We start from the raw sequence: 14,673 nt of genomic DNA, 5'->3' as shown, positions 1-14,673 counted from the left end.
CACTGGTGATTGGCCCCTGCGGCCGATCGCGCAAAAGGACGGACCAAAGATGCAGCTGTGGCTATTCATCACGGTGAATGTGTGCGTCGCCGCTTTCGTCGGCGCGTTGACCAATCATTTCGCGATCAAAATGCTGTTCCATCCGCGGCGCGCGCTGTACATCCTGGGCAGACGGGTGCCGTTCACGCCGGGCCTCATCCCGAAGCGCAAGGACGAGATCGCCGCGGCGCTGGGCCATGTCGTCGCGGACTATCTGGTGACGGCCGACGGGATTCGGGAATGGCTGCGCGGCGGCGCGATGCAGGAAGCCGCGGCCGCGAAGATCCGCAGCTGGCTGCTGGCCCGTGCCGAAGAAGGCCTCACGGCGGAACGGGTGATCCTGAAGTTCACGGATCGTGAATCATGGGAAGCGATGCGGACGAAATGGGCGGCCCGGGGCGCCGGGCTGGCGGAGCGGTGGATAGAGCGGTTGTGGGAAGAAGGCGGCTGGAAGGCGAAGACGATCGCGGAGCTGGTGCCCGGCTGGTCCGAAGAGACGGCCGCCGGATGGGCGGAGGATCTGTCGGACTGGCTGACCGCTTCGCTCCGGGAGGAGCTGCTTTCCATTCGCGGCCAGCGGACGCTGCGCAACATGATCGACGGGCTGCTGGACCGGACGGGCGGATGGATCGGCGTGCTCGCGGGCATTTTCGTGGATGAGGACAAGGCGGCGGCGAAATTGACCGAGGTGCTGGTCGAGCAACTTGAAAGCGGCGCGCTGCGCGAGATGATGCGGACGTTCATCGCGAAGAAGCTGGCGGAAGCGGGAGACTGGACGCTCGAGCAGGCGGCGGCGCGCCTGTCGGGCGAAGAAAATCCGCTCCCCTGGCTGAAAGAGCAGGCCTTGCGGCTGCTTCGCCTGGAAGAGCGGATCGGCGAACTCGAGAAGGCGAATGTCGGCGAACTGCTTATCCGCCATGAATCTGTATGGGGAGAGGCGCTGCGGACGATCGTCGGCGCCGCGTTCGACCTGCTGGACCGCCGGCTGGAGACGGTCGTCGCCGCGTTCGAACTGCCGCAGCTTGTGCAGAAGCAAGTCGAGAAATTCCCGGTCGAACAGGTCGAGCGCATCATTCTGAGCCTGTCGGGACGGGAATTCCGCGCGATCACCTGGCTGGGCGCGCTGCTCGGCGGCATCATCGGACTGATCCAGTCCGTGTTCCTGCAGCTTGTCCGGTGATCAGGCCGCCCCGCGCCTCAAGGTATCAGACATGCCGCACTTCCGGATTGATCGGAATGCGGGCGGTGAAGACGATGCCGCGCTCCGGCTGGAAGCTGACCTCGACATCGCCGCCGTAATGCCGGACGCGTTCGACGACGATCGGCAGTCCGAGCCCTTCGTGGCCTTTCTTCTTCGTGCTGTAGCCGGGGGTGAAGATGCGCTTCCGCTCCGCCTCCGTCAGCGGATCGCCGGCGTTGCCGACGCTGATGCACAGCTCGCCTTCCGCCTGGTCGATGTCCAGCGTCACGATCCGCGAACTCTCCTTCTGCTTCATCACTTCATCGAAGGCGTTGTCGACCAGGTTGCCGACGATCCGCACCAGATCGATGCTGCGCACCGCGGACAGGCCTTCCGGCAGTTCCGTCAGCCGATACTCGAACCGGATCTGCTTGACCTGGGCGATCGCCTGCTTCGCCATCAGCAGCGATTCGAGCGCCGTGGCCGGAATTTTTTCGGCCAGACGGGTTACGGACCGGATCTCCCCGACGACTTCTTCCATGTATTGTTTCAGCTGTTCGTGCTTCTTCATGGTCAGCATCGCGTACATCGTCTGCACATGATTGACGAAGTCGTGCCGCTGGCCGCGGATCGTCGTCAGCATCTGCATCAGGTCGCCGACGAACGCCTCCTGCGTCACGCGGATGGCTTCATCGCGCGCCTTCGCGATCAGCCGCACGGTCAGGAAGGATATGACGATGACCGCGAAAATGCCGACATAGAACAGCAGGCGCATGCCGGATTCGCGCACGTGCACATACCGCGTCATGAACAGCAGGATCAGGAGAAAACACTGGACGAAGGCGAGGACGACATAATGCTGAATGTACCGGTTGCGCTCGTTCATGAGAAAATGCAGCACGCGCCGGCCGGGAGAGCGTCCGGTGATCTCCATCCACAAGGCGGAGGAGCCGAGCAGCGCATGCGCGGGCCAAAACTTCTGGAAGAAGCGATACAGCGGCCAGTCGCCGGGATCCGTCGGCAGGCTGCCGCCGATGGATGCCAGATAGACAACGGATGACAGCTCGACCAGGAAGAAGAGCAAGCCCGTGACGAGCGTGAGGAAGGCGCGGACCTTCCACGGCAGATCGGGACAGACGAGCGACAAGACGGCAAAATACAACACCATGCCGGCGAACGGCTGGATGAGCGGGTCGGCCAGCGCCAGGCTGATGACGATGAGCACGGACGCCGCAATCGCCAGCAAGATCAGCCTGGGGAAGAATCGGGGCGGGCGCAGCCCGAAGAAACGAAAGCAGAACCAGGACGCGGTCAGCGCCTCGGGAAACGTGACAAGACATCCGATCTTCAGCAGCAACGGAAACTCCATACACACCTCGCGCCAGGCCCCGGTGTCGAATGCCGGTGAAACGGATCCAGGGCATATCTTCACTTTAACGGCTTTCTGGTAAAATGAGAATAACATTTCGCATGAGCGGAGGGAAGATGGTCATGCCGGAAGTTCCGCGCGACGAGGCGGTAACGAAGCACGAACGCATTTTGGAATATATCAAGGATCTCAAGGTGGGCGCCCGTCTCTCGGTCCGCTCGCTCGCCCGCAAGCTGCACGTCAGCGAAGGAACGGCGTACCGGGCATTGAAAGAAGCGGAAAGCGCCGGCTATGTCAGCACGCGGGAGCGCATCGGCACGGTGCGGATCGAGAAGAAGCAGGGACAGCGGGACGGACGGCTGACATTCGGCGACGTGGCGGGCATCGTCGAGGGCCAGGTGCTCGGCGGCGCGGCGGGACTGGACAAGCCGCTGCACAAGTTCGTCATCGGCGCGATGGAGCTCGACGCGATGGTCCGCTACATCGACGCCGGCAGCCTGCTGATCGTCGGCAACCGGGAGAACGCGCACCGGCGGGCGCTCGAGCGGCACGCTGGCGTGCTGATCACCGGCGGATTCGGCACCGGCGAAGACGTCATCCGGCTGGCCGACGAGACCGGGCTGCCGGTCATTTCGTCGAAGCACGACACGTTCACGGTCGCCTCGATGATCAACCGGGCGATGTACGACCGGCTCATTACGCGGAAGATCATGCTGCTCGAAGACATCGTCACGACGGACAGCGCGCCGCTTACGCTGCGGATGAGCGAGACGGTCGCCGACTACCTGCGGCTGCGGGAGCGGACGGGATTCGCACGTTTTCCCGTCGTCGACGACCGGGGCCGGATCGTCGGCATGATGACGGCGCGCGACGCCGACGGCGCGGAACCGGATGAGGCGATAGAGAAGCGGATGACCCGCCCGCCGGTTACGGCACATCCGTCGATGCCTGTCGCGGCGGCTGCCCACCGGATGACGAGCGAGGGCATCGACCTCCTGCCGATCGTCGACCGGCACCGGCGGCTGCTGGCGGTCGTCAGCCGGTCGGACATTACGCGGGCGATGCAGTTCGCCGGCAAGCAGCAGCCGGGCGAGACGATCGATGATCTGATCTGGAGCGGGTTCACGGAGGAGAAGCGGACGGAAGACGCGCTGCCGGTCTATGTCGGCAAGATGACGCCGCAGATGTCCGGACCGGCCGGCACCGTATCCGAGGGCACGCTGCTCTCGCTTCTGACATTGGCAGCGAAGCAGACGATTCGCGAGGTTTCCCGGCGCGGCCATGTCGTGGAGAGCATCACGACGTATTTCGTCCGCCCGGTGCAGATTGAGGCGGAGGTTCGGCTCATGCCGCGTCTGCTCGAACTGAGCCGCAAATCGGCCAAGGTGGAGATGGAGCTGCACGACGAGCACGGCCTGGCCGTCAAGGCGCTCGCCGCGGCGCAGATGATCGATCCGCTGTAAAGGATTACTTCAGCGAACGGTAGACGCTGTGGTTGCGCAGCCCGGCGAACAGATTGAACAGGCCGAGCAGCAGGAAAACGGCGCCGACGATGACGCGGATGGTCGAGCCGGTGAACAGCAGCATCTGGATCAGCGAAAGCAGGATCAGCATGATGCCCATGACGATGTTCATCCGCGCGGACAGCAGGCCGCGCGTCTTCGGATCGGCGCTTCGCCGGTACCGGAGGCTGTAATAGACGGTCGCCGCAAGCGAGGCGATCACGCCTATGGAGAGCACCCATTGCAGAACGACATTTTCGATCGGCATGATGTGATGTCGGCTCCTTTTCATTTCACGGGCCTGTCCGCAAGACGGATTTGAGATGGTGATTGCGGGCGGTCCCATTTTTATGGTGCGGTTGCAACGTGTATAGTGCGTAAATGAGGCGTTCGAAGTCTCGCAAGAGTCTGTAACGCGGATACCACGCTACAGTGCCTCAAGGAGCTTGTCCTGCGAGTTGTAACGCGGATACCACGTTATGGCGCTTCAAGGTGCCCGTCCTGCGAGTCTGCAACGCGGATACCACGCTACGGCGCCCAAGGCGCCCGTCCTGCGGGTCTGTAACGCGGATACCACGTTACGGCGTTTCAAGGCGCCCGTCCGGCGGGTCTGTAACGCGGATACCACGTTACGGCGTTTCAAGGCGCCCGTCCGGCGGGTCTGTAACGCGGATACCACGTTACAACGCACGCCGCACGAAGCTGAAAAAGACGGTTGATCAGCACCCCGATATCGTCCGGGTGATCAAACGTCCCGACAATCTCTTGCCATTGTATCAAATCGGGCCGGGATTTGTCATATTTCATTCAGCCCGGGTCAGTGTCAAGCTAGCGTGGGCAGTCATTTAAGATGCTTGGAACGCGAACCCCAAAGGAAACCTCTTCCTTGTAAGCGCTTTGCTTCGTTCTTTCATCAAATAAAAGTGATTTGTCAGAATTTTTTGCCATTATCCGCGAAGAGCTTTGAGTGCCATACCCGTTGTGCTGCTTTGCTTCGGTCCTTGCAGCATGCGAATCATTCCAGCGATACAACCCTTGACTGGTTGCGTCACGTTCTTGAGCAATTGCCGCATGTTTATTGGCTGTTGTGACGTTGCTTGCATACTCGCATGTCCTTCAACCGTTCTTACAACCATGCCGGCTTCTTTAATCCTCATCATTGTCCGCAGCATCGCCCTGACGCCTCGCTCACTCCAACTGTACCCGCCACGCTTCGTCCGCTTGGCGAATATGCGCATCTGCGATTCCGCGCTTCCCATCGGGCGCATACCGCTTGTGTCGATCCCCTTCACCTGGAGTGTTTTTCGGTAGTCGTCCAAATGCTTCTCGTGCCGCTTCAGATAGCTTTTATACTGCTTCCAATCCTTCCGGTTCTCTTCCGCTATCTCTTGCTCCGCTACGCTTTCTAAGGCCGCTATAAGCGCGGCTGCGTCCTGTTTGGCCAGCGACCGTCTCACGGTCTCCCACACCTTCGGTAAATGTCCGACAAAACGTTTCAAATCACGCGCCACATGAAAGCGGTCCAGCATGTACAGGCATTGGTGAAAGTAGGATGTACATTCCCCGATCCACCCCGCGCCGTCTCCGTTCACCACAAGCCACGTGTTCTCGTCGATTTCGTAACGCTCCACCAGAAAGTCCCCGAACCCTTCCCAGAAGTTGCCGCCGCTCGTATGCAGGTAATGCTGTTTATTCTTCAGCCGCACTCGCTTGCCGCTCTTCTCCCAGCCTTCGTGTACGACAGCGATTGCGTTCTCCATCCCACGCTTCTTGCTCCGCTGCAGCTTCGTGTATAGCCCATCCACTTCCACGAACAATACTCGCGCTGGGCGTCGCTTCACCTCAGACATCGGCTGTTCCGCACGCTCAATCAGTTTTTCCCTGATCGCTTGGTGGCTCAGCACATTGTATCCCAGGAGCTGCTCCAGCCGCTTAGCGCTGTCCCGGTACGACGGTCCTTGGCTGGCGAATGCGATGGCTGTCTCTTCCAAATGCGGACTGACTTTCCCGCGCCCTTCGAATTGCAACAGCTGATCCAGCAGATACACGTGTTTGCCGCTTCTACGGTCACAGTACAATCTCCGCTTAAAGCGCACATTCCCGAACACTGTGTTGACGCTTGTTTCACGCTCGTCCTTTACTCGATAACGCTCTCGGTCCCGTTGCTCCAAGATCTGCTGATCCAGCGCCTCCAGCACCTGCTTCATCGCACGAGCGAATTCCTCCTGCATTTTCCGAAATATCCATTGCTCAATCTCTTTCATTGTCGGCATTGTTGTGGTAATGTTGCTCACAGGAGCTTCCTCCTTCTTGGTGTGTTGTGGACAAACATCACTTTACCAAGGGAGAAGCTCTTTTTCTATGTCCGCTTTTTCCAATTCCTACACCCACGAAGATTTTACACTAACTCAGCCCGGCAGCCTTGGCCGCGCCGTTACCCAGACGGTCATCGTGCCGTCCGCGACGAGCACGGTGCGGATCTCGACCACGTAATCGGTGTTCTTCAATCCCTTGTACACTTTGCCGTCCAGCAGAAGCCGCGCCAGGCGGGCTTCCGAGTCGATGTCGTAAACGCTGCGCCCGAGGAAAGCGGAGAGATCGCGCCGGAGCTGCTGCTTGAGCATTGTTTCGGTCACCGTATCAAGCGGCTTCGGACTGCCGTCCGGACCGCGGCCGGTCTCGATGTGGAGCACGACCGATTTGATGATGCCGTGCTGGTTCCGGTAATTCGTCAGCTTCCGGATCTCCAGTTCATATTCCCCGAGCTTCTCTTCCGCCTCGTGCAGCCGCTCGACCAGCGCGTCGAACTTCGCGGCGAACAGCCCGTTATACACCGCGGCGCCCGCGACCATGCCAAGCACGAAAATGCCGAGCGCGGTGCTCATCCTGCGGAACCGGTCGAACGACGGCACCCGCATCGTCACAGTCCCCCCCGGACGATCCAGCGGATCAGTTCGGTTCCGAGATGCGCCCCGAGGAACGCGCAGGCGATAAGCAGAATCTGTTGAACGGCCGGCGACAGATGGCCTTCGGTGACGTTCGCCTCGATGACGCGCACCGGGTCGATCGTGCCGCCGATCGCGACGACGATCGCCCATATCTTGAGCCGCATGGCCGTGTCGAGCATCGTCGAAGCCGGCGGATACGAGACGAATACCGCGCCGATTGCGGCGAGCAGCGATCCGCCGATGATGACCCCGAAGGCGATGAAGAAATCGATAACAGCCGTCGACAGAAAAACGATCATGCCGGCACCTCCCGCATGTTCCGCATTGGACAGGCCTTTCCCGCTACCAGTCTATGAGATGACCAAACTTTTTTATGATAAAATGATGGCGTAATTACGCGTACGGAAGGGACAAACGCTTATGACGCGACCGGATTCGTTCGTTCATCTTCATGTGCACAGCGAATACAGTCTGCTCGACGGCGCGGCGCGCATCCGCGGCCTGGCGGACCGGGCGGCCGAGCTCGGCATGAAGGCGCTCGCGCTCACCGACCACGGGGTCATGTACGGCGCGATTCCGTTCTACAACGCCTGCGTCGCCCGCGGAATCAAGCCGATCATCGGCTGCGAGGTTTACCTGACGCCGGGCTCCCGGCTGGAAAAGGGTTCGCGCCGTGACCATCCGATCCACCACCTGACGCTGCTTGCGAAAAATGCCGACGGCTACCGCAATCTGATGCGGCTCACCTCGATCGCCCATCTGGAAGGCTTCCACTACAAGCCGCGCATCGACTACGAAGCGCTCGCCGCCCATGCGGACGGGCTGATCGTGCTGAGCGGCTGCCTGAACGGCGAGATTCCGCAGCATCTGCTGCACGGACGGGACGAGGAAGCGAAGCGGGTTGCGCTGCGCCTCAGGGACATGTTCGGCGACGATTTCTACCTGGAGATTCAGGATCACGGCATGCCGGAGCAGAAGAAAGTGGCGGCCGGCCTTATCCGCCTGTCGGAGGAGACCGGCATCCCGCTCGCCGCGACGAACGATGTCCACTACCTGCGGCCGGAGGACGCGGCGCTGCAGGAAGTGCTGCTCTGCATCGGGACGGGCAAAACGATCGAGGACGAGGACAGGCTGAAGATCACGACCGACCAGAACTACCTGAAATCGGCGGAGGAGATGGCGGAGCGGTTCCGGCATGTGCCGGAGGCGCTGGGCAATACGGTGCGGATCGCCGAATCCTGCAATCTGGAGCTGACGTTCGGCCGGGCGCATCTTCCCGTGTTCCGACCGGTTCCGGAAGGGATGACCTCCGCAGAATATTTGCGGGCGCTGTGCCGGGACGGGCTGGCCGCGCGCTACGGCGGAACGGCGGCGTGGCGCAGCGATCCCGCCTTCCGCGCGGAAGCGGAGCGCAGGCTGGCGTATGAGCTGGACGTCATCGAGCGGATGGGGTACAGCGACTATTTTCTCATCGTCTGGGATTTCATCCGGTTCGCCCGCGAGCGGGGCATCCGGACGGGACCGGGCCGCGGTTCTTCCGCCGGCAGTCTCGCCGCTTACGTGCTGTTCATTACCGACGTCGACCCGCTGAAGTACAAACTGCTGTTCGAGCGTTTTCTCAATCCGGAGCGGGTGTCGATGCCGGATATCGACATCGATTTCGATGACGAGCGCCGCGATGAAGTGATCGCCTATGTGACAGCAAAATACGGCGAGGAACATGTGGCCCAGATCATCACGTTCGGCACGCTGGCGGCCCGGGCAGCCGTGCGCGACGTCGGTCGGGCGCTCGCCGTGCCGTACGCGGAAGTCGACCGGGCGGCGAAGCTCATTCCGAACCAGCCCGGCATGACGCTGGAGAAGGCGCTTGAAGCGAGTCCGGAACTGCGCGCCTTGTGCGAGAAGAATCCGCGGGTGGACCATCTGGTCAAGACGGCGGCCAAGGTCGAGGGCATGCCGCGGCACGCGTCGACCCACGCGGCCGGCGTCGTCATCTCGAAGGATCCGCTGACGGACCATGTGCCGCTGCAGTCCAGCGGCGAAGGGACCGCGCTCACGCAATATCCGATGGACGCGCTGGAAGCCGTCGGGCTGCTCAAGATGGATTTTCTGGGCCTCCGCACGCTCTCCATCCTCGAGCGGACGCTGGCCTGGATCCGCAAGCTGTACGGGAAGACGGTCGATTTCCGGCGGGTGCCGGACGACGACCCGAAGACGTACGCGATGCTCAGCCGGGGCGAGACGACGGGCATTTTCCAGCTTGAATCGGCCGGCATGCGGCGCGTGCTGCGCGACCTGAAGCCGACGGTCTTCGAGGACCTCGTGTCGGTGCTCGCGCTGTACCGTCCGGGCCCGATGGAGTTCATTCCGCAATATATCGCCGGCAAGCACGGACGCGCGAAGGTGACCTATCCGCATCCGTCGCTGGAACCGATCCTCGCCGACACCTATGGCATCATCGTCTATCAGGAGCAGATCATGCAGATCGCCTCGAAGATGGCCGGCTTTTCCCTCGGCGAGGCGGATCTGCTGCGGCGCGCGGTGTCGAAGAAGAAGCGCGAGACGCTGGACAAGGAGCGGGAGCATTTTGTCGCGGGCAGCGTGAAGCAGGGGTACACCGAAGCGGAGGCGAACGCGGTGTACGACATGATCGTCCGGTTCGCGGACTACGGCTTCCCCCGGGCGCATGCCGCCGCTTATGCGGTGCTCGCGTTCCAGACCGCCTATCTGAAGGCGCACTATCCGATCCCGTTCATGGCGTCGATGCTCGCCTCCGTCACCGGGAACCAGCGGAAGACGGCGGAATACGTCGACGAATGCCGCCGGATGGGCATCCCGGTGCTGCCGCCGGACGTCAGCGAGAGCGAGGAATCGTTCACGCCGACGGAAGGCGCGATCCGTTTCGGGCTCGGCGCCGTGAAGAACGTCGGCACGCAGGCGATCGAGGCGATCAAGGCGGCCCGGGAGGAGCGGCCGTTCGACAGCCTGCTCGACCTGTGCCGGCGCGTCGACCTCCGGGTCGTGAACAAGCGGGTGCTGGAATCGCTCATTTTGTCGGGAGCGTGCGACGGGCTGCCCGGCCACCGCGCCCAGCTGCTCGCGGCGCTCGACGAGACGATCGAATCGGTCTCGAAGTGGCGGAAGGAACGGGAAGAGCTGCAGATCGAGCTGTTCGGCTTCGAGGAAGTGAACAACTGGGACGTCGAGCTGCCGGACGTGCGGCCCTACACCCGGGGGCAGCAGCTCGAATTCGAACGCGAGCTGCTCGGCCTGTACCTGTCGGGCCATCCGCTGGACGAGCGGGAAGCGGAGCTGGAGCGGCTCGGCGTCGACCGGCTGTACGAGCTGGCCGACGCGCCGGACGGCGCCGCGGTCGTGACGGCCGCGCTGATCGTCTCGGTGAAGCCGTTCACGAGCCGCAAGGGGCAGCAGATGGGCTTCCTGGAGCTGGAAGACCGGATCGCGCGCGTGGAAGCGGTCGTCTTCCAGAGCGTATGGAAGCGAAGCAGCTTCTGGCTGGAGAAGGGCAAGCTCGCCCTGGTGCAGGCGGTCGTGCAGCAGCAGGATGAAGATTTCAAGCTGATCGTGGACGACATCGTGCCGCTGGACGGGCCGAATCCGGCTCCCCATGTCCGGCGGATGCGCGGCCGCGCGAACGCGCGCGCCCGGCGCCCGGCGGCCGGCGAGCCCGGCGCAAGCGGCATGAGCGGCGCGGGCTTCAGCGCGGGCCGGAGCGCACACGGCGGACCCGACGCTTCCGCGGCCGCATCTGCACATGCGCCGGGGACGGCTGCCGCGCCATTGCCGGGCGGCGGGCCGAAACGGCCTGACGATGCGGCTGCCCTGCGCGCGGAGGCGCCTTTGCCGGCCTCCGTGCCGCCCCAGGCTTCGGCGTCGCGGCGGACCGCTTCCCGCGAGCAGCGGGTTTTCGTCCGCATACCGGCGGACCGGGAACAGCCCGGCGTGCTCCGGGAGCTCCGCCGTCTGCTGGACGGCCATCCGGGCCCGCTGCGCACGGTGCTTTACTACGAGCGGGAACAGCGGACGATCGAACTGGGCGACAGCGTGCGCGTCAAACCTTCCCGCGAGCTGTTCGCCGCGATCGTGCGGCTGCTCGGTGAAGGCACGGCCGTCGTGAAGTAGCGGCTCACGGGATTGCCGCTGTTTTGTCTGCGGCACCAGCTTGCAGCACAGGGCTCTTAACGGCATTCCGTGCCGTTAATGCTGGCCTGCTCGCAGCGGCAAGCCTGAATAACGGCACGCCGTGCCGTTAAAAGGCAGCGTGAGCCCCAGGGAATGAACAAAGGCAGCCATTAACGGCATCCCGTGCCGTTAATGCTTGCCCGCTCGCAGCGGCAAGCCTGAATAACGGCACGCCGTGCCGTTAAAAGGCAGCGTGAGCCCCAGGGAATGAACAAAGGCAGCCATTAACGGCATCCCGTGCCGTTAATGCTTGCCCGCTCGCAGCGGCAAGCCTGAATAACGGCACGCCGTGCCATAACAGGGCCTGCAACAGTCGATCGGAAAATCCCAAGGAACGTTCGCCGTGTCGGATGCATATCGTTAGACAAGGGCCTGCGCTGCCCGGCAGCGCGCAAGGCCCCGATTGGGGGTATGCGGATGACCGCGGCGATTGAACGATGGCTCGAACGCAGAGGCGTTTCGGTCAGGGATGTGGCGGACATCGTCCTGTCCCTGCAGCGTCCTTACAACGATCGGTTGACGATTGCCGATTGCGAGGAAAGCGTGCGCGCGGTGCTCGCGAAGCGGGAAGTGCAATATACGCTGCTGACCGGCATCGCGCTGGATGAACTGGCCGACCGGGGCCTCCTGCCGGAACCGCTGCAGCAGATCATGGAGGCAGACGAATCGCTGTACGGGGTTGACGAGACACTGGCGCTCGGCATCGTCTCCGTTTACGGCATGATCGGCCTGACGAGCTTCGGGTATCTCGACAAAATGAAGCCGGGCGTGATCGGAAGGCTGAACGGCGCAGCCAACGGCGGAAGCGGTGGCGGGAATATCGGCGATCGTCACGGCCGCGGCGTCCACGTCTTCCTGGACGATCTCGTGTCGGCGCTTGCGGCCGCGGCATCGGCGCGGATCGCACACCAGAACCCGGACGCGCGCAAATACGGGCTGCCGGGGGAGGGCTGAACGGACGGCCTCCCGGACCGGACCGGCTGCCGCTGGCTCGTCCGCAAACCACGCAAGCGGCGCGGAGCGGACAAGCCCGCCGCGGCTCTGTTTGTTGCGGCATATCGGGCGGATATGCTATCATTATGGCAACATGCGGCCTTATTTCTTGCGAATGGTTCGGGAGGTACCTTTCGATGTGGACGGTAATCTATATCGCGCCGACTGCGAAAATCTCCGAGACAATCCGCCAGCGTCTGACCGAAGAAGGTTTCCTCGTGCAAGTCAGGCCGGTCAATCTCTCAAGACAGCAGTACGAGATATTGGTTCCATCCGCAGAATTGGACGAAGTGCAGGAAGTATTGAACGAAATACTGAATGCTTGATCAGCACCCTCCGGTTGTGACGGGTACGGCCATCCTTTGACGGAGCAGATGACGCCACACGCGGGCGCCGGCCGGCCACGTCACAATAATTTTGTGCCCTGAGAGGTGGCTTCATGTTCAAGGATCTCTTTCATAAAAAACGATACGCGACCATTCCTGCCGAACGGCCCGTAAAGCGGGACATTCCCGAAGGCTTGATGAATAAATGTCCGAAGTGCGGCAACATCCAATACAGCAAGGAACTGGAGAAGAATCTGAAAGTTTGCCCGTCCTGCGGATACCATTTCAGGCTGACCGCCCGGGAACGGATCGCGATGACGATGGACGACGGCATCCTGCATGAATTTGACGCGGACATGCAGTCCGGCGATCCGCTCGGCTTTCCCGGTTACGCCGCCAAGCTCGAGCAGCAGAAAGCGAAGACGGGCATGAACGAGGCGGTCATCACCGGCACCGGTTCGATCGACGGGCATCCGGTCGTCGTCGGGGTGATGGACTTTCATTTTTTTACGGGCAGCATGGGATCGGTCGTGGGGGAGAAGATCACGCGCGCGATCGAGTATGCCCGTGACAAGCGGCTGCCGCTCATTCTCTTCTCGACGTCCGGCGGCGCCCGGATGCAGGAGAGCATCTTCAGCCTGATGCAGATGGCGAAGACGAGCGCGGCGCTCGCGCGGTTCTCGGATGAAGGCGGGCTCTACATCTCCGTCATGACGGACCCGACGACCGGCGGCGTGACGGCCAGCTTCGCGAGCCTCGGCGACTACAATCTGGCCGAGCCCGGAGCGCTCATCGGATTCGCCGGACGGATCGTCATTGAGCAGACGATCCGCCAGAAATTGCCGGACAACTTCCAGACCGCGGAATTCAATCTGCAGCACGGCCAGCTTGACAAAGTGGTGCACCGCAAGGATATGCGGACGGTGCTCGCGAAACTGCTGGACATGCACAGCATGAGGAGGGCGGAATGATGGCCGGAGGACTGGAATTCGAGAAACCGCTGTTCGAGCTCAGGAACAAGATCGACGAACTGCGCAAATTCGCGGAGGAGCGCGGGTTCGACTTCTCCGACGAGATCGCAAGGCTCGAAGCGCAGTACCGGCAGCTGGAAAACGAAGTGTACAGCGCCCTCACCGCCGCGCAGAAAATGCACATTGCGCGCCACCATCAGCGGCCGACGACGCTCGATTTCATCCAGGCGATTTTCACCGATTTCATCGAGCTGCACGGCGACCGGCTGTTCGCGGACGATCTGGCGATCGTCGGCGGGCTGGCCAAGCTGAACGGCGTTCCGGTGACGGTCATCGGCCACCAGCGCGGCAAAGATACGAAGGACAACATTGCCCGGTTCTTCGGCAGCCCGCATCCGGAAGGGTTCCGCAAGGCGCTGCGCCTGATGCGGCAGGCGGACAAGTTCGGGCGGCCGATCATCACGTTCATCGACACGAAGGGCGCCTACCCCGGCGACACCGCCGAGGAGCGGGGCCAGTCGGAGGCGATCGCGCGCAACCTGCTCGTCATGTCGACGCTGCGCGTGCCGATCGTCTGCGTCGTCATCGGCGAGGGCGGCAGCGGCGGCGCGCTGGCGCTCGGTGTCGGCAACCGCGTGCTCATGCTCGAGAACGCGATCTATTCCGTCATTTCGCCGAACGGGGCCGCGTCGATCCTGTGGAAGGACGCATCCCGGGCGGATGAAGCGGCGGAGGCCATGAAGATTACGGCGCAGGATCTGCATGCGTTCGGCATCGTCGAGGAAGTGATCCCCGAGCCGAAGGGCGGCGCGCACCGCGATCCGGAAGGACAGGCCGAGCTGGTGAGAGAGGCCGTCTGGCGCCACTTGCAGGAACTGATGGCGATGTCGCCGGAGGAGCTGGTCGAGGACCGGTACCGGAAGTTCCGGAGCATCGGCGTGATCGGATCGGGAGGTTCGGATGCGCCGCCGGATCCGCCGCGGAAATCCGGGGAGCCGGAAGCGGAGGAAGACCGGAAGGAGCCGGAGCCCCCTGCCGGGAATGCGGCGGATGAGAGTGCGGACGCAAGCGCGGCGATAGAGTCGAACGCCCGCTGAAACCGGACAGGCCCATGTACAGTTGAGCCAGTATCGTGTATTTTA

General features: G+C 62.5%; 12 protein-coding genes. 7 read left to right on the top strand and 5 right to left on the bottom strand.

The features are described from left to right. Nucleotides 1–49: 49 nt before the first annotated feature. Complete coding sequence (locus tag THECO_RS12785) at nt 50–1,219, top strand: DUF445 domain-containing protein (RefSeq protein ID WP_015255464.1); 1,170 nt, start codon at nt 50–52, stop codon at nt 1,217–1,219. A 25-nt stretch (nt 1,220–1,244) separates the two neighbouring features. On the opposite strand, the gene THECO_RS12780 is transcribed toward THECO_RS12785, so the two are convergent. After that, nucleotides 1,245–2,588 (bottom strand): sensor histidine kinase, encoded by a 1,344-nt coding sequence (locus tag THECO_RS12780; RefSeq protein ID WP_015255463.1) that lies wholly within the window; start codon nt 2,586–2,588, stop codon nt 1,245–1,247. A 122-nt stretch (nt 2,589–2,710) separates the two neighbouring features. Here THECO_RS12780 and THECO_RS12775 point away from each other — a divergent pair, with 122 nt between their 5' ends. After that, complete coding sequence (locus THECO_RS12775) at nt 2,711–4,051, top strand: DRTGG domain-containing protein (RefSeq protein ID WP_015255462.1); 1,341 nt, start codon at nt 2,711–2,713, stop codon at nt 4,049–4,051. A 4-nt stretch (nt 4,052–4,055) separates the two neighbouring features. Here THECO_RS12775 and THECO_RS12770 read toward each other — a convergent pair whose 3' ends face one another. From THECO_RS12770 to THECO_RS12755, 4 genes are all read right to left on the bottom strand, one after another. Next, nucleotides 4,056–4,358, bottom strand: coding sequence for a YtpI family protein (locus THECO_RS12770; protein ID WP_015255461.1), 303 nt, complete (start codon nt 4,356–4,358; stop codon nt 4,056–4,058). Between the two features lie 679 nt (nt 4,359–5,037). Further along, entirely contained in the window at nt 5,038–6,384 is a 1,347-nt protein-coding gene (locus tag THECO_RS12765) for an ISLre2-like element ISTco2 family transposase (protein WP_015254424.1), read from the bottom strand. Between the two features lie 114 nt (nt 6,385–6,498). Then, complete coding sequence (locus THECO_RS12760) at nt 6,499–7,008, bottom strand: hypothetical protein (protein ID WP_015255460.1); 510 nt, start codon at nt 7,006–7,008, stop codon at nt 6,499–6,501. 2 nt (nt 7,009–7,010) lie between these two features. Continuing rightward, nucleotides 7,011–7,337: a YtrH family sporulation protein gene (locus THECO_RS12755; RefSeq protein ID WP_015255459.1), complete on the bottom strand. Its 327-nt coding sequence runs from the start codon at nt 7,335–7,337 to the stop codon at nt 7,011–7,013. Between the two features lie 121 nt (nt 7,338–7,458). Between THECO_RS12755 and THECO_RS12750 the strand changes: the two genes are divergently transcribed. From THECO_RS12750 to THECO_RS12730, 5 genes are all read left to right on the top strand, one after another. Further along, nucleotides 7,459–11,181, top strand: a complete 3,723-nt coding sequence (locus tag THECO_RS12750; protein WP_015255458.1) for a DNA polymerase III subunit alpha — start codon at nt 7,459–7,461, stop codon at nt 11,179–11,181. A 477-nt stretch (nt 11,182–11,658) separates the two neighbouring features. Next, complete coding sequence (locus tag THECO_RS12745) at nt 11,659–12,195, top strand: phosphatidylglycerophosphatase A family protein (RefSeq protein WP_015255457.1); 537 nt, start codon at nt 11,659–11,661, stop codon at nt 12,193–12,195. A gap of 176 nt (nt 12,196–12,371) precedes the next feature. Next, nucleotides 12,372–12,560 (top strand): hypothetical protein, encoded by a 189-nt coding sequence (locus THECO_RS12740; RefSeq protein WP_015255456.1) that lies wholly within the window; start codon nt 12,372–12,374, stop codon nt 12,558–12,560. A gap of 113 nt (nt 12,561–12,673) precedes the next feature. Continuing rightward, nucleotides 12,674–13,531: an acetyl-CoA carboxylase, carboxyltransferase subunit beta gene (accD, locus tag THECO_RS12735; protein ID WP_015255455.1), complete on the top strand. Its 858-nt coding sequence runs from the start codon at nt 12,674–12,676 to the stop codon at nt 13,529–13,531. After that, nucleotides 13,531–14,628: an acetyl-CoA carboxylase carboxyltransferase subunit alpha gene (locus THECO_RS12730; protein WP_083883242.1), complete on the top strand. Its 1,098-nt coding sequence runs from the start codon at nt 13,531–13,533 to the stop codon at nt 14,626–14,628. Before accD ends, THECO_RS12730 begins: the two co-directional genes overlap by 1 nt. Nucleotides 14,629–14,673 lie beyond the last annotated feature (45 nt).

The organism is Thermobacillus composti KWC4 (assembly GCF_000227705.2).
GTDB lineage: Bacteria > Bacillota > Bacilli > Paenibacillales > Paenibacillaceae > Thermobacillus > Thermobacillus xylanilyticus.
This window is presented reverse-complemented; position numbering and strand designations above follow the sequence as displayed.